Here is a 21,980-nt window from a genome sequence, read left to right on the forward strand (position 1 = left end):
AAGAACGCGTCGGGCGGCAAGAATAGCGGGCTTCCCCACCCGCCTCCCTTCTGATTGGCCGACAATTCAGTGGAACGCCGACTCTTTTCGTTCATCCTCTCGTCGATGGCGTTTTTCCTGATTTACATGTCCCTTCGGACCATGTTCGCGCCACCGCTGCCCCCTGAGGAAGACCTGGCTGCGGAAGTCGACGGCGAATCCGTCGAACCGGCCGAAGACTTGGTCGCCGACACCGAAGTGGATGCGACTGAAACCAGCGACGGTGAAGAAGCCACCGAAGAAGATGCGGATGCGGTCGAGCGTCCGGACGCGCCGACATGGTCCACACTCGGATCGATGGATCCAGCCAGCGGCTACGTGATGTTGGTCACGTTGAACAGTCGCGGCGGAGGGATCGAACGGATTGAGCTGACCGAACGCAAAGAAAATGGTCGCCTGAAATACCGACGTGTCGATGTTCGATCGGGTTACCTCGGTTACTTGGCCGCGGACCCCGCCGCCACCGACCTCGGAATTCGAGTCAACGTCGTCGGCCCAGGTACTCCCGCCGATTTGGCAAAAGCGACAGGCGTGCAGGGCGGTTTGAAGCCAGGCGACATCATCACCGGTTTCAACAATGCCAACGTCAACAACCTGTCATCGCTTCGCGAAGCGATGTTGGAAACCAAGCCGGATGAAACCGCCACGATCACGGTCCTGCGAAATGGCAAGTCGATCGACTTCAAAACGACGTTGGCCGAACATCCGCTGGATCTAGTTCGCTTGGCCGAACACGGTGGAGATGACGAAGTCGCGGGCAACCTTTCTCGGCTGTCATGCCTGCTGACGGTGGGACGCGTCGGACGCCGTGAAATCCAGTCGGGCGAAAAGACAATCGAAGGAATGGTCGACACGGGCGACTTGATCTGGGATGCCTCACAAGATGGAGCCAAGGTTTCCTATGAATTGCAATTGTCCGACTCCGAGATGGAGCCGGCTTCCGGCAAATCGGTGTCACTGCAACGCACTTACTCGCTGCAACCCGACAGCTACTCGTTGGACATGGACGTTCAGATCGACAACCGTGCCGATGAGGCACAAGAACTTGCCTACCGGATCGAAGGTGCCAATGGCATCACTTTGGAAGGCTGGTGGTACAGCAACAAAATCAGTCCCAACTGGGGCGGCTCAGCCGCTCGCGATGTCGTTTACAAAACCACCGCCGAAGGCCACGAATTAGTTTCCGGTTACGCATTGCTAAAACGGGCTAAGAATCCTTCGGAAGCGAATGACCAAACCTTGTTCGCGCCCGATTCCGCACCACCGGCTCGCAACCTGAGTTACATCGGTGTCGATGCTCAGTACTTCACGGTCGCGATGCTGCCGCCGGAAGGACAGGAATCGCTCAAGACGTTCCGACGCGCGGCCGCCAATATCGTCGCGGATCCGAACACCGTTCCTGAGAACCAAGAGAAGGCAGTCAATACAAGCTTCTATCTCGACAGTGCGATCGCTGACGTGCCTCCCGGATCATCGCTCAAACAATCGTTGCGACTGTTTGCCGGCCCTAAGCAACCCGACGTCATGGAAGCCTACGGGCTGGGCGACTGCATCTACTACGGTTGGTTCTCATTCGTTGCCAAACCACTCGGCGGCTTGCTGCACATTTTCTCCAACGTCGGCAACTACGCGCTTGCGATTGTGCTGCTGACACTCTGCGTTCGTGGCCTGATGTTCCCGCTCTCTCGCAAGGCGGCGATCAACGCTCAACGAATGCAAGAGTTGGCACCGGAACTGAAGAAGATCGCCGAGAAACACAAAGACGACATGGAGGCTCGCGTCCGAGCCCAACGAGAACTTCAGCAGCGTGTCGGGTTCAATCCGATGGCAGGCTGTGCCCCGATGTTCCTGCAGTTGCCCATCTTCATCGGCTTGTACCGGACGCTGTCCGTCGACATCGAATTGCGACAAGCCGCGTTCGCGTCGTGGACCACCTGGGCGTCCAACTTGGCCGCTCCAGACATGATGTATTACTGGGGCGACTGGATGTGGGACTACTTGGCTGGTCGCGGAACCGGTTGGTTGGGTCCGTACTTCAACTTGCTGCCAATGATTGTGGTCTCGCTGTTCTTGGCTCAGCAAAAGATGTTCATGCCACCGGCAACGGACGAGCAAACTGCGATGACGCAAAAGATGATGAACTACATGACACTGGTCATGGGTTTGTTCTTCTTCCGCGTTCCAGCCGGTTTGTGCGTCTACTTCATCACCAGCAGTCTGTGGGGCATCGGCGAACGGATCTTGGTCAAGAAAACGTTGCCGTCCAAGCCACACTTTGATCCCGCGATGCTGCAAGGCGGCGATGGAAACGGGACCGTCCAGGGAGCGGTGAATTCGGGCGGAAGATCAGGCGGTGGAAACGGCAAGGATGGCGACCCCAAGAAACCGAGCTTGAGTGACATGATTCGTCAACGAATTGCTCCCGAAGAAGAAGCGGCCCCGCTTCCCAAGAATCGCAAACGACCACCGTCGAAGGGTTCGGGCAAAAAGCGTCGCTAGCCATCGGCCGGATCTAGTCTCTGCCCGAATAACCGTACGACGGACTTCCAAGTCCGTCGAAGCAGACGACCTCTGGCAACTTCAAGTTTTTCCAAGCTTTGCAATCCTGAAAATCGGATCGGGGCAGGGCAGGGCGGAGCTTCACTCAGCCACTTCCCAGCCGTCCTTGGTCAGAATCAGTTCCATCGATTCGTCCACCGTTTTTGCATCCAATCCATCGACTCGGAATGTCGTTGGAAAACAGCGTTTCATGCTCACGGTGGTCCGAGGTGGCATCTCGAAATCATCGACACTCTCGTTGGTTTCGATTGACAAGGTTTTGGCCTTGCCGGACCGGTTCAACACCGAGATCTCGATCTGAGCGGACTTGGGCCGGCCGAACAAATGGACGGCGTAGTAAGTCGTTTGATCCGTCGTTGCGACAGCCACACCCGTTTGCGTGATGTGCTTGGCCACGATGTTCTCGTGGTGCGGCGGCGAGTCGATCCATCCCTGCACGAAGATGTCAATCAAACTCTCCGCGGTGACTTCGCCAGTGTTGGTTCGATAGGCAATGTTTTCTCTCACGACGCAGTACTCATAACCGGCCTCCTTGGCTCGCTGAGCCGGCGTCTTCCCATCAGCGTGATGGCCATACTTGCCTGACTCAGCCATGAACGCCGCGAATTTTTTCGCGGTGGCCTGCAGCTCGTCGTCTAGCTCCAACCGACGAAGCTCCTTCTTTTCGCGGTAGTCGTTGATCTGCTTGACGATCGCTTCCTCAACTTGTGTGACCAGTTGGCCATTGTCCTTGGACTCGGCCTCAACGGTCCTCGCTTCCTCCTGCGCCATCAACGGAGCGACCAACAACAACTGTCCCAATACGAGCCATCCACGCACAACCACCACTCCTTCACGAAGAACTGAAACGCCAAACTGCTTGAAGTGGCCGATGCAATCATCATGCCCATTTCACCACGATCTTCATCAAGTTGGTAAAACGTGTCGCAATCTCAGCCCGCCGCGAACGTTTGGCTCGCCAATCACTGATTTGACACACCACCCACATCAACATGCGAATTCAAGCTCCCTCCTTCGTTGATCTCGACACGCCCACCGGTCCAATGCGGACGCATCTGTTCCGCCCGGACGGTCCCGGCCGCTATCCCGGCGTGATTCTCTACAGCGAGATTTATCAAATGACGGCGCCGATCGCTCGGACGGCGGCGGTGCTGGCGGGACATGGTTTGCTGGTAGCTGTTCCCGATGTCTATCACGAGTACACCGAATTGGGCGAATCCTTCGCTTATGACAAAGAGGGCACCGATCGCGGAAACAATCTGAAGATCGAAAAAGTGATCTCCGCCTACGACGCCGACGCACGATCCGTCATCGACTTCTTCGTTGACGATGAGGGCTGCACGGGAAAAGTCGGATCCGTCGGCATCTGCCTGGGCGGCCACCTGGCGTTTCGCGCCGCGATGAACAAAGAGGTTCGGGCTGGCGTGTGTTTCTACGCCACCGACATCCACAAGCGAAGTCTCGGCAAAGGCATGAATGACAACAGCCTCGATCGCATCCCCGAGATTCAGGCTGAGATGATGATGATCTGGGGACGCCAAGACCCTCACATCCCCGCCGAAGGCCGCCGGATGATCTACGACGCCATGTCCGCGGCAAACGTCAGCTTCTCGTGGCATGAGTTCAATGGCGAGCACGCCTTCATGCGAGACGAAGGGCATCGCTACGACCCCGAAATCGCATTGCTGCTCAACTCGATGGCCTGTCAGCACCTCAACCGTCATCTGCGGTAGCGTGCGGAGAATCGTCCCACTTACGAAAGAGCGAGGATCGCGTATCCTTTGCGGTTCATTTTCGCGAATATCGAAACCATCCATCAGCCTTTGATGGGCCGTTTCGTTGCTTTTTCCCCTCGAACCCTTTGATTTCGACCCGTGTTACGAACCCACACCTGCGGCGCGCTTCGCAAATCTGACGTTGGCTCCCCCGTGACCCTGTGCGGATGGGTGGACAGTAAACGAGACCACGGCGGAGCGGTTTTCATCGATTTGCGAGATCGATACGGACTGACCCAGGTCGTCATCGGGCCACCAGAAGCAGGCGAATCACTGATCAAGCAAGCGGGCCACGTGCCCAACGAAAGCGTGATCTTGATCCGTGGCGTGGTAGCAGATCGCTTGGAAGGCAAAACCAACGCGAAACTTGAGACCGGCGAAATCGAAGTACGCAGCGAGCATTTCGAAATCCTCTCGGCCTCCGAAACGCCCCCCTTCACCCCCGGCCAATCCGATTTGCCCGGCGAAGACTTGCGTCTGAAGTATCGCTTCCTGGACCTTCGCCGCAAAGAAATGCAGCAGGCTCTGATCCGTCGCAGCGAAATCATCAAGTGCATGCGAGACTACTTCGCCGAGCACGATTTCATCGACGTCGAAACACCGATCCTCGGCCGCAGCACGCCCGAAGGAGCTCGCGATTACTTGGTGCCCAGCCGTGTGCATCCGAGCAACTTCTACGCGTTGCCTCAATCGCCACAGCTCTACAAACAAATCTTGATGGTCGCCGGTTTTGACCGCTACATCCAAGTCGCCAAGTGTTTCCGCGACGAAGACTTGCGAGCCGACCGCCAGCCCGAGTTCACGCAGCTCGACTTGGAAATGTCGTTTGTCGACTCGGAAGACATCATCGGATTGATCGACGGCTTGGTCGCCAAAACCGCAAAGCAAGTGTTGGGCAAAGACATTTCGCTGCCACTGCCTCGCATGACTTATGCGGACGCCATGCGACGCTTTGGTTCCGACGCGCCCGATTTGCGTTTCGGTTTGGAAATCGTCGACGTCACCTCGGTGGCTGCCAAGACCGACTTCCGAGTCTTCCGCGGAACCGCCGACGCCGGCAACTTCGTTCGCGGAATCAACGTCAAAGACTCCGCCCTCAAATTCTCGCGTCGCCAAATCGACGAGCTGACCGCGTTTGTTCAACAAGACTTTGGTGCCAAGGGATTGGCTTGGTTCCGCGTCGAAGATGACGGAACGCTTTGGAGCCCGATCGCAAAGAATTTTGATCCGGAACACTTGGCGGAGATCAAAGAGTTGATGGGCGGCGAACCCGGTGACTTGCTGATGTTCTTGGCCGACACTTGGGAAGTCACCTGCAAAGGCCTGTCGGGTCTTCGCAAACGCTTGGCCGTGGAACTGAAACTCTACGAAGATGGTGAGCTGAACTGCAGCTGGGTGACCGAGTTTCCGATGTTCGAGAAGGACGAAGAGGCCGGCCGCTACGTTGCCATGCACCACCCCTTCACCGCTCCACTCGAAGAAGACCTGCCACTGCTGACCGAGTCGCCTGAGAAGTGCCGCGCCCAAGCCTATGACTTGGTCATCAACGGATCGGAAGCCGGCGGCGGAACCATCCGGATCCATGACAGCAAAGTTCAATCGCAAGTCTTTGAACTGCTGGGCATGGACGAAGAAACCGCCCGCGATCGTTTCGGCTTCCTGCTCGACGCGTTGCGTTTTGGTGCTCCCCCTCACGGCGGGATCGCCTTGGGCGTTGACCGCTGGGTGATGCTGTTCGCCGGATTGGAAAACATTCGCGAAGTGATCGCGTTCCCCAAAACGCAAAAGGCCGCAGACATGATGACCGGTGCACCTGGCGAAGTGGACTCGGATCAACTCAACGAACTGCACCTGCGAACGGTATCCGCAAAGACTTGATCGCCGGTTCAGGTGGATCCGGTCCCCAGCTCACCTCGTTGGTCAATCAACCGATACTTGCTACAAACATCGGTTGATGCGAGGTCGGAGCAGGGCAGGGCACTCGTTCGTTTATCGCCGCCCGATCTCGCCGATTGAATCTCATTTCCATCGCCGGATTGCATCATCGCCGCTAATCGCCACCTCGGTTTGTTTGGAGCCACCAGCGTCGGCGTCGGCGCGATCGTGGGTGGCGGGATCCTCGCATTGGCCGGAGTCGCATTCGCGACCACAGGTCCTTCGGCAATTCTTGCGTTTGGCCTGAACGGCGTGATCGCGGTTTTGACCGCTCTCAGCTTCGCCGAGATGGCATCCAAGTTCCCCGAGTCCGGCGGCACTTACACCTTCAGCCGCAAAGTCCTTTCAGTCGAATCCGCATTCACAGTGGGCTGGGTCGTTTGGTTTGCCTCCATCGTCGCCGCGGTTCTTTACGCAATCGGCTTCGGCAGTTTTGCGACGCTGCTTCTCAGCGAACTGTACGCGACGCAGGGCTCCGTGCCACATTGGCTGGAAGAATCATGGAGCGTCCTCGCGGTTGCCCTCGCCACGACCGTTGGCATCGGTGCGATGATGACGTTTCGTTCCTCCGGAGGTGGTGCCTGGATCAACGTTGCCAAGGTCGCGGTCTTCACCGTCTTGATCGTCGGCGGATTCTGGGCGTTGACGGGCCAACCGGCCTCCAAAACCACTCAGGAATTGCGTCCGTTTCTCGCATCGGGTTGGGGCGGATTGGTCCAAGCGATGGGATACAGTTTCATTGCACTACAAGGATTTGACTTGATCGCCGCGGTCGGTGGCGAGGTCCGTGAGCCGACCAAGAACATCCCGCGAGCGATGCTGCTGTCGCTGGTGATCGCATTGTTGATCTACTTGCCGTTGCTATTCGTGCTGACCACGGTTGGCACGGATGAATCACAAAGCATCCGTGAACTCGCGGCTTCGGATCCCGAAGCCGTGGTCGCGTTGGCGGCACGTCACTACCTCGGCACCTCGGGATATTGGTTGGTCTTGATCGCCGCGGTTCTCTCGATGTTCTCGGCTCTGCAAGCCAACCTTTTCGCGGCATCGCGAATTGCTTTGGCGATGTCACGTGACAACACTTTGCCAACCGCACTCAGTCGCATCGCCGCTGGTTCAGGTTCGCCTTGGGTTTCGGTGCTGGTGACGACCGGCTTGGTGTGTTTGCTGATTCAACTTTTGCCCGATGTCGCTGCCGCGGGTGCCGCGTCGAGTTTGATATTTTTGGTGACGTTTGCGATCGCCCACTGGTTGGCCATTTTGGTTCGACAACGCAGCGTCAGTGTTCCGCCCCCGTTTCGAGTTCCCGCCTATCCTGTCGTGCCCGTGATTGGCGGACTGGCATGCTTGGCCTTGGCGATTTTCCAAGGCATCGCGGTTCCCGAAGCTGGAATCATTGCGGTCATGTGGATCGCGATTGGCGGCGTTCTGTTCTTGTCGCTCTTTGCGCGACGAGCCCGTTTGACCGACGTGTCGAACATGGCCACCAATCCCGAGTTATCACTTCTGCGTGGCAACTCGCCGTTGGTGTTGGTGCCGATCGCGAATCCGAACAATGCTCGTGCGATGATTGCCTTGGCCGACACCTTGGTCCCCGCTGCTCTTGGACGCGTGTTGGTTCAAACCGTGGTCGTTGCACCTGACGATTGGGATCCGCGGGTCAACCACCGCCCCTCGGCGCAACTCCATGCGGTGATGACCGAGGTCCTGCATGCGTCGGCAAGCCTCGGCGTTCGATGCGAAACGTTGACCACTGTTTCAGCCGAGCCCCTGGAAGAGATTGCTCGAGCGGCCAAACTGCACCAATGCCGATCGGTGTTGCTTGGATTGAGCGAGATCACTCCGGAGGCACGCGATACTCCACTGGAAGGATTGCTGGGACAACTGTCCTGCGACGTCGTTGTGCTGCGAGCACCGAAAGATTGGCAACTCGACCAAAGCGAACAAATCCTGGTCCCAGTCGGCGGACGAGGTGGCCACGACTACTTGCTCACCCGGTTGCTCAGCAGTCTGTCTCGAGAACAACAGCGGCAAGTCAAATTCCTACGAGTGATTCCGACCGACACGCTTCGTGCCGATCAAAAACGCATTCGCAAGGAATTGGATCGAACAACTCGAGTCAACGCGGGTCGGGTTTGCGAACGCGAAGTGGTGCTGAGCAACGATCCGATCAAGACCATCGCTGACCGAGCGGGCGATGCAGGATTGGTTATTCTCGGTGCCCAACGTCTTGGCCCTCGACGCAAGCTGTTTGGCGACTTCACACGAAAAGTGGCAATGGAATCCAATTGCCCCGTGATCATCATCAGCCGCCGCGGCTAAAGAACGAAAGAGCCGAGGTGTCATGGCGTCAATCAGCATCGTTCCGCTCACCGAGGCCCGAAGGGTCGACACAGCAATCCCATCCGAGCAGAAAGACGCTGGCAAGTCACGTACAACAGACATCGGCAAGCTCATTGTCTCGTACCTGGAGGTCGTGCAGTTTTTAAGTGCCGCTTTTCGGCGGATCTACACACGGCGTACCTCTCCCGAAACAAAGTTTGGGGAGAGGTCGAGCGACGCCGTTCAGGCGTACGCGAGGGTGAGGGCCGAGCATGGGAAACGGCGCGCACTTCCCTCCCCGGAATTCTCGCTGAACGCTCGCATTCCGACCTTCCCCAACTGCGTTCGGGAGGGTGATTTCAACCTTGCGAGCACGGCACTCCAAAACTGCACGACCTACCTGCTGGGGAGCCCAATCGCTTGCTGCGATTGGTTGCGCTCATGCCGACGGAGAGCCTCCGTCGGCTACAGGTGCTACCAACAAACCAGCCTAGAAAGATTCAGAACCGGACGGGAGCCCCGATTCCGCGCTGTGCGAGGCAGGAAACACCTTCGCGAAATCACGACAACTTTTTTTTCAGCTTTGCGTCGGCATCATCCATCTCTTCATGTGATTTGAAGTCCACCCGGACCGTCTTCAGCCGAGAGGTTTCGCCGGCGGTGATTGCGACACAGCTTTTGCTGACGCCGAACCATTCCGCGAGCGAAGCAATGACGGCCTTGTTGGCTTTGCCATCTTCAGGCACCGCGTGAACAGAAACCTTCAACGCTCCATCATGAAGCCCACCCACCGAAGCCTTCTTGGCTTTGGGAGTGACCCGCACGCGAAACTTCCATGTCAATCCTTCGCGCTGTCGGTCCAGTGCGACGCTCGGTTCACTCATCCGCTTTTCATTCCTCCGCGGGTTTCGACAACGCTGCGGAGCGACGCCCCAAGTTGCCATAGCGGTGGTAGTCGTGCGAGATCGATTGCTCGTTCAAGTACCGCAGACATTCGATGCGACCATGATCCACAACCGGTTCATCAATGACCGTGATGAAGTTTCGCCCGCAAGCTCGACGAATCGATTCTCTCGCGGGAGTCAGGGTTCGCATCCGGCTGACACCGCCCGCTTCCACTCGCTCGACCAGTAGTTCGACTGATTCTTCGATGGGATCGATTAAACCGGGCAACCAATCAGCGGTTGTTTCGAGCATCGCCAACTTCGACCGATCCAGCTCCGACGACAACGAAAGCGTGAACTGAGTGCCGACGCAAACCGCAGCAGAAATTGCCACGATCGCATCAACAATGCTGTCGCCTTTCTCAATTCGAATGGTCATGCCATCCACAGATCGATAGCGACGAATGTTGTCCTGGCCGACCAACTGATAGGTGTCGTGTTCCAATGCAAAATCTGTTTCGTTGGCGATCTCTTGCGAGGTGATCGCACGTTCCATTCGGAACTTCTGATCTTCGCCCAGCATCTCGTCCGAATATCGACCGCGCTCAATCCAATCTCGCATGCGATCGAGCTGATCGTGCGAAGCGTCCACTTCATCCGTGGACGGTTGCCAGTCTTTGACGTGCGTGACACGCGAAAGAGCCAACACGTAATTGGGCCCGCCAGCTTTGATCCCAGGTCCGTACGCGGAAAGACCGACGCCGCCGAATGGTTGTCGCAACACGATCGCACCGGTCGTCGGACGGTTGATGTACAGGTTGCCAGCGGGGATCGATTCTCGCCAGAGCTTGATTTCGCGATCGTCCAAACTTTCCAAGCCGCTGGTCAACCCATAGCCGGTCGAACGCACAATCTCGATTGCTTCTTCCAGTCGACCGAAACGCATCACGCCCATCACCGGCCCAAACAACTCGGTCGTGTGAGTGAAGCTGCCCGGTTGAACATCCCACTTCACGCCCGGTCGATACAGCGTTGGGTTGCCGTCGATATGCTCGGACATCACCAACCAAGATTCACCACCCTCGAGCTCTTGCAAACCGCGTCGCAGTTTGTCGGTTGGCGGATCGACCAACGGGGTCACGCGTGTGTGCAAATCCCAAGCGGATCCCACTGGCAGACTGCGCACGGCATCCGCCAAAATTTCGCGAAACTCGGGATCGTCGAAGACTTCGTTTTCGAGCAACAACAGCGACGTGGCACTGCATTTTTGTCCGCTGTGCCCAAACGCGGAGTGCAGCACGTGCTTGATCGCCAAATCGCGATCCGCCATCGCGGTCACGATCGTCACATTTTTGCCGCCGGTCTCCGCCAACAAGTGCAGATCCGGTCGCACGTCCAACATGCGTTTCGCGGTCGATGTGCCACCGGTCAAGATCACAGTGTCCACAATCGGGTTTTTCACCAACCACTCCTCCGCGACTTCGTCGTCACAGATCACGAACTGCAATGCGTCGCGAGGAACTCCCGCGTCCCAGAATGCCTGGCACATCAACCAAGCTGGCAACAACGTTTGCATCGATGGTTTCACGACCACCGGGTTGCCCGCTGCGATGGCCGCAGCGATACCGCCACAGGCAATTGCCAACGGGAAGTTCCATGGCGTGATGACGGCGACGACGCCGCGTGGCTCGCACTGGATTCCCTCGCACTCGTCCCAGGCTTTCATCGTCAGCGGATAGAACTCCAAGAAGTCGATCGCCTCGCTGACTTCGGGATCCGCTTCGGCAACCGTTTTGCCAGCACCCGCGACCATGCTGCCGATCCAATCTCCGCGTCTTTCGCGAGCCAATTGCGCAACCGCACGAAGCACGGCAAGGCGTTCGTCGACGGAGAGATCCGCCGCCCAGGTTGACTCACTGGAAGCTCGAACGGCCGATTCCACCGCTGGCGACGTCGCCTTCTTGTAGCGGCACGTCACCACACCCGGCCTGGAAACATCGTCGGTTGTGAACCACTCCGGCGATACACGATCGTCTCCATCGAGCCCGTCCGCGTTGGGCAAACCAACCAACACCGGCATCACTTGGGTCGCTTGGTCGTCACACAATGGTTTCCAACGATCCAAAGTCTCTTGCGCCCACTTCGAATTGTGCGGCAAAGACCAATCCGTGTCCGGTTCGTTGACAAACTTCGTCCAGTGCTCCGCGACCGGAGGTTGCACAGGAATTTGGTGCCGGTCTTGTGTTCGCCGAGGCTGCGCCGAAACCTTGTTGCAATCCAGCAGCGCGTCCTTGAAGCGACCTGCCAACAACTCAAAGTCGGGTGTGTCGGGCTGCAATCGATACGCGTGACGCAAAAAGTTCTCGGCACCGGTGTTTTCATCCAGGCGGCGAATCAAATACGTGATCGCATGCAAGAAGTCAGATTTTGTACAAGCGGGTGCGTACAACAACATCGCGGCATCGCGTTCAGTCAACGCGCGACGTTGATGATTCGCCATTCCCTCCAGCATTTCAAACTGGACCGCATCAGATGCACCCAATCGCTGGGTCCACATCATGGCGAGTGCCACATCAAACAGATTGTGCGATGCGACACCGACGCGAATGTTTCCAGCCGCCGCGGCCGTGATCAACTCCCGCAGCATCCGTTTGAAATTGGCATCGGTGTCGTGCTTGTTCGTGTAAGGCGCCAGCGGCCATCCACCGACGGATGCATGCACGCGTTCCATTTCGAGGTTGGCACCTTTGACCAACCGAATCGTCAGCGGTGCCCCACCGGCGGCAACCCGTTTCGTCGACCACTCGATCAGGTCTCGCATCACCAAGCATGAATCAGGCACGTAGGCTTGCAATGCGATGCCGGCTTGGACGGAATCCAAATCCTCGCGTTCCAAAGTCTCGCGTAGCACATCCGCGGTCAGGTAAAGATCACTGTACTCTTCCATGTCCAAGTAAACGAACTTGTCTTTCGCCTTGGAACCGTCGTCCATGTGGTTGGCGTTGCGATACAAACGCTCCAGTCGATCAGAGACCATCCGGATCGTGTGGTCTCGTGCCAGCGGTGACACTTGGCTGTAGAGCGTGGTGAGCTTGACCGAGATGCACCGAACCTCTGGCATGCGAAGGAGTTCGTAGAACGACTGCGTTCGCTTGCGTGTCTCGTCGTTGCCCAACAATGCTTCGCCGAGCAGGTTCACATTCATCGCCACGCCGTGACGCTGACGTGACGCCAAGTGCGGAGTCAATAGATCTGGTTCCGCGGGCAGAATCACATTGGCCGTTTCGCGGCGCATCTTTTCTTTGACCAACGGCACCGCCACACCAGGCAGGTACTCGCCGAACGACTGGAATCCTTTCAGCATGGCTTGTTCGACGGGACTGAAGAACCGCGGGATGCCCTGCAAATCCAGCAGGTGAGTCATTTGGTCTGCCACGCGTGCGGGCGTGTGTGTCCGGAAGGCTTGGTCCGTCATTTCGACCAAAGTCGCTTTGTCGGCGTCGTGGCCGATCATCCGATCCAGCTCGGATTGCTGGCGACGTTCTTGAGGTGTCTGCAATGCTCGCGACTCTCGCAAAAGGTCAGCCGCCATTTCAATCGCGGCTGCGGCATCCTGTTCGGGATCAAAACCCTGCAAAGTTGACGATGGAGTTGAGTCGGGCTGATTCAAGACACGATCCTTGACGAGAGTTTTTTTTTGGAAACGAAGATCTGAGACACGAGGTTCGCCTATCAACCATTGACGGCTAAACTTTCTGAACTTGCAACCGCCTGTTTTCACAGCGATTTCTCTATGGCATTCCGCCGGGACCCAAAGACGCCTGCAATGACGACAGAATTGCCGCAACATGTGTTCCGTTTGCGAGTCCGTTACGACGAATGTGATCCGATGGGATTGGTTCACCATTCAAATTACTTGCGGTACTTCGAAATTGGCCGCACTGAATTCCTTCGGTCGGCGGGGGGGCGGTACCGCGAAGTCGAAGAAGCAGGGCTGTATGTCGTGGTCGTCCACATCGATTGTCGCTATCGTGCCTCGGCACGTTATGATGATGAAATCGATATCGTGACACGAATCGCTAAGATCACCGCGGCCAAGATCATCCATGAATATGAGATCCGCCGCGGCGACGAGGTGCTCGTGCAAGCGACCGTGACTCTGGCGGTGATTGATAAGAACGGTCAATTGCAACGTGTTCCCGAAGCATTGTTGACGTAAAGCTTCTTTGACTCCTTCCTCCTGGTGCCCTCCCAATGCGTCCTGACCAACCCGCCCGATCGATCAGCAACCGCCGCCAATTCCTTCGCCGCCTTGGAACGACCTCCGCCGTCGGCTACGCGGCCTACTTGGCTCATCAAATCAGTCCGTCACCTCTGAGCAACCATGCCAATGGATTGCCGGGGCAGGGCAGGGCACTTTGGGCAGCCGAAGCGAACGAGACAACAACCAGCACGGGCTACCTGAAACAATCACTCAAAGCGGGCATGATTCGCGTCAAGAAATCTGACGCTGCGAACCCCTGGATCGAACGCTTTCGTCTCGCCAAAGAAGTTGGCTTTGAAGGTGTTGAGCCCAACACGTCGCCGGGCATGGATGTCAAAGCGATGGTCGCTGCATCGGCTGAAACCGGTCTGACGATCGACGGAACCGTGGGTGGTTATCACTGGGGCACAACGCACACCAGTCCCGAGGCAGCGACTCGCAAGAAGGCTCAGCTGTTGCTCGAAGAATCACTTCAACAGACTGCAGACTTGGGCGCCAACACGTTTCTGATCGTCCCCGGACACGGCAAAGACGGCACGGCCGAAGAAGTTCGCCAACGAGCCTTCGAAGCCCTCGATCGCGCCGTTCCTCTGGCTGAGAAACTTGGCGTGAAGATCCTGATCGAGAACGTTTGGAATCAGTTTCTTTACGACCACGGCGGAGACGAGAACCAATCGGCTCAGCCGCTGGCCGACTTTGTCGACTCGTTCGATACACCTTGGATCGGTGTCCAATTCGATCTGGGCAACCACTGGAAGTACGGTGACGTGGCCGAGTGGGTGACGACGCTGGGCCATCGCATCGGCAAACTGGACATCAAAGGTTTCTCTCGCGAGAAGGGTCGCTTCACCGACGTCACCGAAGGCGACATCGATTGGGCCAGCGTCCGAAAGGCCCTTGCCGGAATCAAGTTCCAAGGCTGGGTCGCCGCAGAAGTCGGCGGTGGAGATGCCGAGCGTCTGAAGAAGATTCACGGACAAATTGAATCCGCGTTGCACTGCACCAAATCGCTGTCGCAAATCGAGGCGGAATCTGCGTGACAGAGTCGCAACCTTTGGAATCGAACGACCAAGACTCTGAACGATCTTCCGCGGGGGTAACCTCCGCGGAAACAGAACACGTCAGCGTGATGCCAAACGAGATCGTTCAATGGGTTCGGGAAATCAATCCCACCACGATCATCGATGGCACCTACGGTGGCGGCGGACACACCCGCTTGCTAGCCGAGGTGCTGACTGACACGGGTTCCGCTTCCGGCACACCACGCGTGATCGCAATCGATCGCGATCCGGCGGTCGTCCGTCGTGACGAGCAAAAACCTTGGATCCAAGACGATCCACGAATCGAGTTATTCCTCGGCAGCTATGAGAACTCGCCCAAGGCACTCGACGCGTTGGACCTGACGCATGCCGATGCCTTGGTGCTGGACCTGGGTTTGTCCAGCGATCAACTTGCCGACCGAAATCGAGGGTTCACCTTCACAATCGAAGACGCGGAACTGGACCTCCGTTTTGATCCGGAAAATGGAGTCCCGGCATACCGTTGGCTTCAACAGCACAGCGAAAAGGAAATCGCCGACGCGATCTATCAATTCGGCGAAGAGCGATTCAGTCGCCGCATCGCGAAACAAATCTTCTTGCGAGCCCGAGAACGCAACCCGGTCACCAAAGTGGGCGAGCTGGTGGAGATCTGCCGCCGCTGTGTGCCTCGTTCTCGCAACCATGACATCCATCCAGCCACTCGAACCTTTCAAGCGTTGCGGATCGCGGTCAACGATGAACTCGGTGGTCTCACGCGAACCCTGCAATCGGCTCCCGACTGGATCGCACCCGGTGGACGAGCCGTGATCATCAGCTTTCATTCGCTCGAGGACCGGATTGTCAAAAACGCTTTTCGAGATGACGAGCGTTGGGAGATTTTGACGAAGAAGCCGCTGCGTCCTACCGATGAAGAAGTCCAAGCAAACCCACGCAGCCGCAGTGCGAAACTCCGCGTCGCCAAACGAGTTGAGTGACGCGAGGCGTTCAGACGCGTCCGGTTTAGAGCAGCGTGTTGAAGTCGGCGGATGGGATCTCCATCGAGCGGAGTCGATGGGCGACGGTCAACCTGTAACACGTTGGTCTCCAACGTGAGTGCCGCGTGTCTCGGTGGGGACCACCGAGCTACAAACTTCCTCGGGAAATGAGCCAGCCTTCCGGTGGAGGTGGCAGGTCAAAGGCTTCGTGGTAGTCACGCTGACGCAGCTCAATCCAAACCAGGGTCTCTTCGGCCAGAGATTGGTTCACTGGTGAGAATGCCGATCGACGAACCGCCTCGGCAATCCGTTCCCTGGCGGCTGAAAAATCTTGTCGCGCGGCGGCCGCGATCGACGCATTGATCAGCGCTGCCGGATTGCGAGGTTGAGACTCCAGGACGCCGTTCCACACTTGCTCCGCCATCGGCCAATTGCCCGATCGAGCCAGCTTGTTGCCGCGTCGAACCGCTCGGCTGCCGGGCAACATTCGCGGCGAAGCCAATGTGACTTGTTGGCGATCGACGCTGGCGGCAAGCAATCGTTTCGTTTCCAGCACGGCCGCTTGTCGGGTTCGTTCCGCCACATCGGGAACGTTCATCAATTGTGGGTAGCGTTGTTCGATCAGGGCTTCGTCGATTGAAACCGGCATCCCTGCGGATGATGCATCGGGCTGCAGACCAGTCAATCGCCATGACAAACTGATTTTGTCGTCGCGGTCCTCGTGCCCCGTCGCCTGCAGGATTTCACCGTGCAAGAGGTAACGCAAACCTTCCCGGCGTGCGGCTGCACTGACAGCCACATCGTTCGGTTCTTCTTCGAAGCCTGAAACAAGCCGAATGGACGATTCACTCTCCAATCGCTCCGCGGCAATCAATCGCCAACGCGTGGGTTGGTTCTGCAGCAAAGATTTTTCGATCGGGTCGGCCCACTCATCAGGCCCGGAAATGCCCATGAAAGCCACTCCAGCGGGCTCGACTGCCAACTCCGGTGGACGCCAGACGTGAACTGGAGCCGTCGTTTTACAACCAAGCAGAAGGATCCAGCACGCGCACACCCCCATCCACGCACCCCGAGACACCCAAGGTGAGGGCCAACGTCGCTCGATGGGAATCGCCGAGCCTAGCATGCAGAAAATGAGCTTCCTCACGAACAAGAACCGGATCCCAATAGAAAGGGGCCCGAAGCGGACGGTAGCCAAACAGAACCGTCCGCGGCAAGTTATCTTGTGTGAACTAGACTTAGAAATCGTTCGTGAAACTCGTTCTCGCCCCGCGTTGATTTTTGTATGGCTTCGTTGTTCGTCATTCGAGGACGTGACCAAGGAAAACACTTCCAACTCGCGCCCACGGTCACGCGATTGGGACGTGAATCCAGCAACAACGTGCAGTTGCTCGACAACGAAGCCTCGAGAAGTCACGCCGAAATTCGCGGCGATGGGACCGGACGCCGGTATGAGCTGGTCGATTTAGGCAGCAGCAACGGCACGCTGGTCAACAATCGAAAGATCACGCGACACGTCCTGACCAGTGGTGACCGAGTCGAGATTGGATCGACGCTGTTGATCTTCACTGGCACCGGCAACGTTTCGGCTCTCGATGCAGCTCACGGCGTCGACATCGTGCGACAGGTCCGCGGCGGTGACGCCAGCAACATTGTTTCGTCGCTGTCTCGCGAAGGGGTCGTCTCGCCGTACTCACCGAGTGACTCATCCTCTACCGGCACCTCATCGGCAAAGAAGTCGTCTTCGCCAGCGGTGTTGCCGCCGCCAATTCCACCGCCCATCGAAAATGGTTCGGCACCACCTCGCGAGGAAGACAAAGCGTCGTCGGTGGTCACTGCAGAACGAACCGGCCAATTCCACGGCCCGCCCGTTATTGGCCGACTCGATGCCGACCGTTCACTTGAAGTCATGTACCTGACCGCGATTGCCGTTGGGCGGACCGATGACTTGGACGAGGTGCTCGACCGTGTTCTGAGATTGGTTTTTGATTGGGTCGAGGCCGATCGCGGATGCATCATGCTTCGTGACCCCGAGTCCAAACGGCTGACTCCCGCGGCCAGGTGTGACCGCGATTCAGCGACCGATGGAACCAAACCCAACCGATCAGCCAAAACGCAAGACCGCATCCAAATCAGCCATACGATTTTGGATTACGTGCTGCAACACAAACAAGGCGTTCGCACCAACGACGCACTCGACGACGAACGATTCGATTCCGCTGCATCAATTGTTCAAGGCGGAGTTCGCGAAGCCCTTTGCGTTCCGTTGCAAGGTCGATATGAAATCGTGGGCATGCTCTATGTCGACACCTACACCACGCCGGGCGAGCTTGTTCGCAAGGGCGGGGCAACGCGATTCCACGACGAACACCTGCGGTTGATCACCGCCGTGGGACACCAAGCCGCGCTCGCGATTGAAGACACGTTCTATTACTCGGCGCTTCTGCAAGGCGAACGCTTGGCTGCGATGGGTCAAACAATCGCGACGCTGTCACACCACATCAAAAACATCCTGCAAGGGGTTCGTGGTGGCAGCTATTTGATCGAATCGGGTTTACAGAAGGACGACACCGAAGCCATCCGCCGAGGATGGTCGATCGTCGATCGCAATCAAGAACGAATCAGCAACCTCGTGCTCGACATGCTGACGTTCTCGAAAGAACGCGAACCGGAAATGCACGAAGGCAACCTCAACGAGGTCGTCCACGACGTGGTCGAGCTCATGCAGAGCAGGGCGGGGCAGGGCGAAATCGAATTGACCGCCGACCTGGAAGAGACGCTACCGATCGCGAAGTTTGACGGCGAAGCGATTCACCGAGCCGTGTTGAACCTGGTCACCAATGCCATCGATGCAGCGACCAAGACAGTGGTCGTGAAAACGTTCTACGATGCCGCTCAAGGCTGGATCGTCGATGTGGAAGACGACGGTGAAGGCGTCCCCGAAGAAGACCGCGAACAAATCTTCTCGCTGTTTGAATCCAAGAAAGGTGCTCGCGGAACCGGGTTGGGCCTGCCCGTCAGCGCCAAAATCCTTCGTGAACACGGTGGCTCGCTGACCGTCGAAGACTCACCCAGTGGCGGAGCTCGTTTTCGAATGATCCTGCCCGCCACCGGAACTGACATCAGCGAACTGTCTCGCAGCGAAACCCAGGCGTAGAACAGTGCGAAAGAACGTGGCCCCGGGACAATCGCTTTACTCTGATTAGGCGACGATTTATGAGTGAGACATTGTGGCCAGGGTGAGATGCCGTCACTTGAACTCCAATGATTCGAAGAACTCGGAAGGCTTGTCCAGCTCACTCTCGTTGGATCTTGGTTCGCGTTGGCCGCCGACGAGGTCACGGATCTCGGAATAGGGCGAGTACATTGCAACGATGAGATTTCCGTTGTGCACGAAGATCTCGCAATCGGAGCCCTCGATTCCGCCCACGCCTGATTGCATCGTTCCCGCCATCCCGTTCACGCCCGATCGAGTGACCGGGTATTGATTGGACAAACGGATCAGCATGTCCCGCAACAACTCCTCAATGGGAATGTTTTGTCGAATGACCGAGGGCAACTTCGCCACCACCAATGAATACTGAGACCCGGTTTCTTTCCGCCGGCCCGTCAGCTCATGAACCGTTGTGCCGGGGAACTGTTGCGACTTGTCTCGCCGATCTTCGCCCGCCGGCATGTTGATCGTGTATCCCTTGTACTTCACCGACGTCCAACCACTGTGCCGCGAACCCAAGTATCCGATCGCGAAAATCCCTCCCGCACACATCAGGATGCTCAGCACCCCGACACCGGCGATCGTGCTGATGATTTTCAGAGCAGCGTTTGAACCACCGCCACGCTTCTTCGCGGCCTTGGGTGGCTGGTAAACGGTGACGGGTCCCGCGGGTCGGAAAACCGAACTTGGTGGCGAAGCGTTCGATGCACCCGAACTGGGCAAGCTATCGAACAGGTTTTCTTCGGGCACACTGACGGTCGCAGGAGCCCGGACGGCCAGCATCCGTTCGCACTTCGGGCACTTTACTTTTCCCGCACCCATGGTCGCGGGAAGCTGCAATGTGGTGCTGCATTGAGGGCATACAATTCGACGTCCGGTCATCGAAACTCCCACGCGGTCCATCACAGAAAACGTGATGCACGGTCAGTTTGGCTCTGACGCCAGTTTAACCCAGCGCGGCGGCGAGTGCTTCTCGAACGACGGGGAGAACTCGGCCCTGGACATCATCGAGCGTCCCTTCCAAGAAGGCTCCCGCGGCGGCCTTGTGACCTCCGCCGCCGAACTGCCGAGCGACCTCGTTGCAATCCATCCCGCAGCGACTGCGGAAGCTCAGCTTGAACCCGCCGCGAACTTGGCCGACGAAAATCACCGCGGCTTGGGTGCCGCGAATGGCGAGGGTCAAATTAATTGCATCTTCCGTATCGTTCGGCTGTGCACCGCACAACTCGAAGTCTTCTTTTTTGACGGAGGTGTAAACCAACGTGCCGTCCATTTCGGTGGTTGTTCGGGACAGAATCAAACCGCGAAGTTTTAACCGCCCGAGCGTGTCACGTTCATACAAGTCGCCATACACCTCGCTGGGGACAACGCCCGCATCCATCAAACGCCCGATCGTTCGGTACGTGTCCGAGGTAACGCTTGGGAACCGGAACCATCCGGTGTCGGTTGCGATCGCAGCAAACAACGGAGTGGCCATCGTTCGGGTCAGCGGTACGTTGAGCGCATCCGCGGCTTGAACGACCAAATGTCCCGTCGCTTCGGACTGGTAGTCCTTGTACATCCGAGCATCCAGTTCATCCTCACCGACGTGATGATCGAGCACCATCTTGTCGGCGCGAGAGGCACGGATGACGTCTCCCATGTCGCCGAGCTGAGCCCACGCACTGGTGTCGAGGATCATGATGCAGTCGGCCTTCACGTCTTCGGCTTCCACCGAATCACCCAGCACCTCAATGTTGCCAGCGGGATCCAAGAATGACAAAGCCGCAGGGGTTCGGTGAGCGTTGATGATTCGGACGTCTTTGCCGATCGCTCGCAGCACTTCTGCCATTCCGAGTTCACTGCCCAGTGCATCGCAATCGGGACGAATGTGGCTTACCAAGACAAACGATTGGTAGTGCTGGATTTGGTCAACAAATGCTTTCCAATTGACTCCCACGAGCGGATCTTTCTTTCAAGGACGAGAAGGCAGAGAAGAAACCGTCTCTCGAACGGTTTGCAAATCGATTTGCAATTGTTGTTTCAAAGCGGATGCGTCAACGAATCGTTGAACGCCGCGGACTTGGCTCACCAGTGTCAGTGACAGCATTTTGCCATAAAGATCACCCTCGTAGTCGAGCAGGTGCGCTTCAATTTTTGTTTCTTGGCGATCGTTGAAAGTCGGATTGGGCCCGATGTGAACCGCAGCGGGTTGGTTTGTCGGCTCATCACTTCCTTCGACGCTGGCCAGCGCCGCGTACACACCGTGTTCGGGCAGCAACGTCTGAACGCCATCCAAGTTCGCAGTCGGAAACCCGAGCGTTCGCCCGCGTTGTTCACCCGTCGCCACCGATCCGGTCAAACGGTACCGGCTGCCGAGCATTTGATTGGCCAGCGGAAGATCACCGGATGCGATCGCCTCACGGATTCGAGAGCTGCTGACCATCCGATCGTCTCGGACGGATGGCACCACAATTTCAACATCGATCTGACGTTCATCAGCCAACTCTTTCAAGCGAGTCGTGTTGCCAGCCCGATCGCGTCCAAAGAAAAAGTTGGGGCCCTCGATGATCGCCTTGGCCGACAATTGCTCCACGATCAGGCGCTGAAAAAACGCTTCGGCGGTCTGATTCAAAAATTCGCGAGTGGCCTCACAAACCAGCAAATGATCGATTCCCAAATCGGTCATCAGCTCCGCCCGACGGGGCAGGGCGGTCAAGCTGGGCGGCGCTCCATGAGGCCGCAACACCGACGCCGGATGAGGATCCATCACAATCGCGATCGCTTTGCCACCGACTCGATCGGCTTGCCGCCGAACCCGCTCCAGCAAAGCACGGTGTCCCAAATGCACGCCATCAAAGTTGCCAATGCTGACCGCGCCTCCTTGAAGCGATTGTTGCAGGTCGGAGTCGCCCGCAAGGTCGCTCAAGTGGATCAGGGAAGTCATTCAGTCGGGGCAGGGCAGGGGAGAAACAAGGAAAATCAGGCGGCGGCG

15 protein-coding genes are annotated in these 21,980 nt (G+C 57.4%); 8 read left to right on the forward strand and 7 right to left on the reverse strand.

Features of this window, described 5'->3' with window-relative positions:
• Positions 1-69: 69 nt before the first annotated feature.
• A complete protein-coding gene (locus tag CEE69_RS10750; RefSeq protein WP_099260652.1) occupies positions 70-2,538 on the forward strand; it encodes a YidC/Oxa1 family insertase periplasmic-domain containing protein in 2,469 nt (822 codons plus the stop codon).
• 141 nt (positions 2,539-2,679) lie between these two features.
• Here CEE69_RS10750 and CEE69_RS10755 read toward each other — a convergent pair whose 3' ends face one another.
• A complete protein-coding gene (locus CEE69_RS10755; protein ID WP_099260751.1) occupies positions 2,680-3,417 on the reverse strand; it encodes a CAP domain-containing protein in 738 nt (245 codons plus the stop codon).
• Between the two features lie 173 nt (positions 3,418-3,590).
• On the opposite strand from CEE69_RS10755, the gene CEE69_RS10760 reads away from it, so the two are divergent.
• The 3 genes from CEE69_RS10760 to CEE69_RS10770 all read left to right on the forward strand — a co-directional run bounded on the left by CEE69_RS10760 (position 3,591) and on the right by CEE69_RS10770 (position 8,630).
• Positions 3,591-4,331 carry a dienelactone hydrolase family protein gene (locus tag CEE69_RS10760; protein ID WP_099260653.1) on the forward strand — a complete coding sequence of 247 codons (741 nt, stop codon included), beginning with the start codon at positions 3,591-3,593 and terminating at the stop codon, positions 4,329-4,331.
• A gap of 141 nt (positions 4,332-4,472) precedes the next feature.
• On the forward strand, positions 4,473-6,251 hold the full coding sequence (gene aspS / locus CEE69_RS10765) for an aspartate--tRNA ligase (RefSeq protein WP_099260654.1): 1,779 nt from the start codon (positions 4,473-4,475) through the stop codon (positions 6,249-6,251).
• Positions 6,252-6,440: 189 nt separating this feature from the next.
• Positions 6,441-8,630 carry an amino acid permease gene (locus CEE69_RS10770; RefSeq protein WP_099260655.1) on the forward strand — a complete coding sequence of 730 codons (2,190 nt, stop codon included), beginning with the start codon at positions 6,441-6,443 and terminating at the stop codon, positions 8,628-8,630.
• 560 nt (positions 8,631-9,190) lie between these two features.
• Here the strand turns inward: CEE69_RS10770 and CEE69_RS10780 are convergent.
• Together CEE69_RS10780 and CEE69_RS10785 are read right to left on the reverse strand one after the other, a co-directional pair.
• Positions 9,191-9,514 carry a DUF167 domain-containing protein gene (locus tag CEE69_RS10780; RefSeq protein ID WP_199169847.1) on the reverse strand — a complete coding sequence of 108 codons (324 nt, stop codon included), beginning with the start codon at positions 9,512-9,514 and terminating at the stop codon, positions 9,191-9,193.
• A gap of 7 nt (positions 9,515-9,521) precedes the next feature.
• Positions 9,522-13,106 carry a bifunctional proline dehydrogenase/L-glutamate gamma-semialdehyde dehydrogenase gene (locus CEE69_RS10785; protein WP_233215141.1) on the reverse strand — a complete coding sequence of 1,195 codons (3,585 nt, stop codon included), beginning with the start codon at positions 13,104-13,106 and terminating at the stop codon, positions 9,522-9,524.
• Positions 13,107-13,340: 234 nt separating this feature from the next.
• On the opposite strand from CEE69_RS10785, the gene CEE69_RS10790 reads away from it, so the two are divergent.
• Genes CEE69_RS10790 through rsmH form a run of 3 tightly spaced genes read left to right on the forward strand, consistent with a single transcriptional unit; the run spans position 13,341 to position 15,792 of the window.
• Positions 13,341-13,733, forward strand: coding sequence for an acyl-CoA thioesterase (locus tag CEE69_RS10790; RefSeq protein WP_233215124.1), 393 nt, complete (start codon positions 13,341-13,343; stop codon positions 13,731-13,733).
• Positions 13,734-13,768: 35 nt separating this feature from the next.
• The gene (locus CEE69_RS10795; protein WP_099260658.1) at positions 13,769-14,818 is read left to right on the forward strand and encodes a sugar phosphate isomerase/epimerase family protein; all 1,050 of its coding nucleotides are present in this window, start codon (positions 13,769-13,771) and stop codon (positions 14,816-14,818) included.
• Positions 14,815-15,792, forward strand: coding sequence for a 16S rRNA (cytosine(1402)-N(4))-methyltransferase RsmH (rsmH, locus tag CEE69_RS10800; RefSeq protein WP_099260659.1), 978 nt, complete (start codon positions 14,815-14,817; stop codon positions 15,790-15,792). The genes CEE69_RS10795 and rsmH overlap by 4 nt, the downstream gene beginning before the upstream one ends.
• Positions 15,793-15,940: 148 nt before the next feature.
• Here the strand turns inward: rsmH and CEE69_RS10805 are convergent, their stop codons facing one another.
• Positions 15,941-16,744, reverse strand: coding sequence for a tetratricopeptide repeat protein (locus tag CEE69_RS10805; protein WP_233215125.1), 804 nt, complete (start codon positions 16,742-16,744; stop codon positions 15,941-15,943).
• Positions 16,745-17,077: 333 nt separating this feature from the next.
• On the opposite strand from CEE69_RS10805, the gene CEE69_RS10810 reads away from it, so the two are divergent.
• Positions 17,078-18,949, forward strand: a complete 1,872-nt coding sequence (locus CEE69_RS10810; RefSeq protein WP_099260660.1) for an ATP-binding protein — start codon at positions 17,078-17,080, stop codon at positions 18,947-18,949.
• A gap of 93 nt (positions 18,950-19,042) precedes the next feature.
• Here CEE69_RS10810 and CEE69_RS10815 read toward each other — a convergent pair whose 3' ends face one another.
• From CEE69_RS10815 to CEE69_RS10825, 3 genes are all read right to left on the reverse strand, one after another.
• Complete coding sequence (locus tag CEE69_RS10815; RefSeq protein ID WP_099260755.1) at positions 19,043-19,888, reverse strand: zinc ribbon domain-containing protein; 846 nt, start codon at positions 19,886-19,888, stop codon at positions 19,043-19,045.
• Positions 19,889-19,952: 64 nt separating this feature from the next.
• Positions 19,953-20,945: a DHH family phosphoesterase gene (locus CEE69_RS10820; RefSeq protein ID WP_099260661.1), complete on the reverse strand. Its 993-nt coding sequence runs from the start codon at positions 20,943-20,945 to the stop codon at positions 19,953-19,955.
• A gap of 15 nt (positions 20,946-20,960) precedes the next feature.
• The gene (locus tag CEE69_RS10825; protein WP_099260662.1) at positions 20,961-21,932 is read right to left on the reverse strand and encodes a bifunctional riboflavin kinase/FAD synthetase; all 972 of its coding nucleotides are present in this window, start codon (positions 21,930-21,932) and stop codon (positions 20,961-20,963) included.
• Positions 21,933-21,980 lie beyond the last annotated feature (48 nt).

It is taken from the genome of Rhodopirellula bahusiensis, assembly GCF_002727185.1.
Lineage (GTDB): Bacteria > Planctomycetota > Planctomycetia > Pirellulales > Pirellulaceae > Rhodopirellula > Rhodopirellula bahusiensis.